The organism is Nitrospirota bacterium (assembly GCA_016219645.1).
Lineage (GTDB): Bacteria > Nitrospirota > Nitrospiria > Nitrospirales > Nitrospiraceae > Palsa-1315.
In genome coordinates, this window is sequence record JACRLR010000014.1 from 1 (window position 1) to 1822 (window position 1822).

Sequence of the window (1822 nt, forward strand, 5' to 3'; positions counted from 1 at the left end):
GAACATCGTTACGATGACTCAACGGGGGTGGGAGGCGGGTTCTTCAAGAGCGGGGGGATCCGTCCCGACGTCGTCGGCCTTGCGCGTGAGCAGCATCTGCTTTTGCTGGGAGTCCTTGTCAGCTTCGACTCACCGTGAGTGGGGGACAAGAGGGGGGAGCTCCGGTATCCAGTGTGGGAGCTGATCGACGATGCGCTTGCCGAGTGCTTGGAGTGCTCGTTGCTTGGCCTCTGTGAGAGCCGCGCTATCCTCGAGCATAACCGCCGACCCGACCAGCTTTGATGCTCCTTCAGCTGTTTGCATCGGTGGGTGCCATTCGGAGCGCACAGCCCACAAGTCGCCGGTGATCATGACGAGCGTGTCGCTTTCGGTACCAGGGGCGAGATAGGCGCCGAGTAAGGTTGGATACAACCAGGCAAAGCGGTTGTTGTATCGATCGACGGCCGCAACTCCGTCGACGATCAATACCACATCGGCTCCGTATCGAGCTCCAGCCTGGCGAATTCCGTTGATATCTTCACCTCGCAGAGTGGCATCCATCAGCACAAATGCATCCTGGAGGACATGCGTATCTTGTAGCTGAGCTAGCTCGCGGAGTAGCTGGTCTCTATCCCTAGCCAGCCATTCCACCGTTCGGATGGACTGCCTGTGTGGAAAGTCGTGATTTACAAAAAAGACACCGAGCCGAAGGGGTGTGGAAAGGTGAACGCCCTGGCTTGCAAGGGGCTGACTCTCAGGGATTGGGGTAGGCTCGACATGAAGGATTTCGTTCATCGCCGTCCGATCGAACCCTTGGCTGCTCGTACAGCCGGTCGACAGTGCGAATATGAACGATGCCACAATTGTAAGTAGTTGAACCATCGCTTCGTTTACTACTCCTTTGGTCGGTTGATTGAACTGGTGGAGTTGACGTGTATCGGTACCATGGCCGGCTGCTGAGGTGGTTACTCGACGATTGGAAGAATGCGATCGGCGATTGCCTGTACCACACGTTCTTGTTCGGTCACCGCTTTCAATCCTTTGAAACTGAGATAGTGCCCTCCGTGACTCGGTGCCTGAATCGTGGCGCTGACTTCGACACGATCTCCATCCTCGACTTCCGGATCGCGGACAACTGGTCTACCACAAATGCCTAACACTGCCACTGGAATCGTCGCCTCATCGTCCTCAAGACGAAACAAGTACGCGCCATAACAATTGTCTCCATTGGCAATTGGGTAGGGCTCCAGAGGTTGCACATCCCGTGCAATGCCGCGCAATGTGACATGCCGAAGGTGATAGATCCGAGGTTCTTCGAGGATCTGTTGGATGCTGGTCGGTTCTTCCGCCCACACCGGTATCGGTCTGTCTACTCCTAGAAGTGTGAGCAGAGCAATAACGAGAGGAGTGATGATTCGTGCCGACGTGGTCATGCTGGGTGAAAGGCATTTTATCATCATTCTGAGTTTAGAACCCGGGGCTGCTTTCTCTTGCGAGACATGATCGCTATAATTCCCTGTCTTTTCATCAAGGAGGAGCACTCGCATGGTGAATGAGCGGCAACTGAGGATTTTCGTGAAGGAATCACGTCCAAGGTTTGAGGATCTCTTGGGCCAGATGGTGGAGGTGCCGTCGATCAGCATGGATTCATCCCGCGCAGGCGATATGCGACGTATGGCTGACCTTGCGAAGCAGTATTTGGTCGGGATGAATGCCAAGGTTCACGTGGTCGAAACCGGTGGGTACCCCATCGTCTCCGGCGGGTGGATGGTAGGGCCTGAGTATCCGACCGTCACAATCTATAATCATCTGGACGTGCAGCCGGCGCAGGAGCCGGAATGGA

General features: G+C 55.4%; 3 protein-coding genes. 1 reads left to right on the forward strand and 2 read right to left on the reverse strand.

All coding sequences use genetic code 11. The features are described 5' to 3' along the window. Positions 1 to 129 precede the first annotated feature (129 nt). Complete coding sequence (locus HZB34_03550; GenBank protein MBI5315024.1) at positions 130 to 861, reverse strand: hypothetical protein; 732 nt, start codon at positions 859 to 861, stop codon at positions 130 to 132. A gap of 83 nt (positions 862 to 944) precedes the next feature. Further along, entirely contained in the window at positions 945 to 1412 is a 468-nt protein-coding gene (locus HZB34_03555; GenBank protein MBI5315025.1) for a hypothetical protein, read from the reverse strand. 112 nt (positions 1413 to 1524) lie between these two features. On the opposite strand from HZB34_03555, the gene HZB34_03560 reads away from it, so the two are divergent. Beyond that, positions 1525 to 1822: peptidase (locus HZB34_03560; protein MBI5315026.1), on the forward strand; the 298-nt coding region annotated here is incomplete at its 3' end.

Coding starts and splice junctions, on each gene's coding strand:
- HZB34_03555 (MBI5315025.1), bottom strand. CDS start 1,412: ATGACCACGTCGGCACGAATCATCACTCCTCTCGTTATTGCTCTGCTC.
- HZB34_03550 (MBI5315024.1), bottom strand. CDS start 861: ATGGTTCAACTACTTACAATTGTGGCATCGTTCATATTCGCACTGTCG.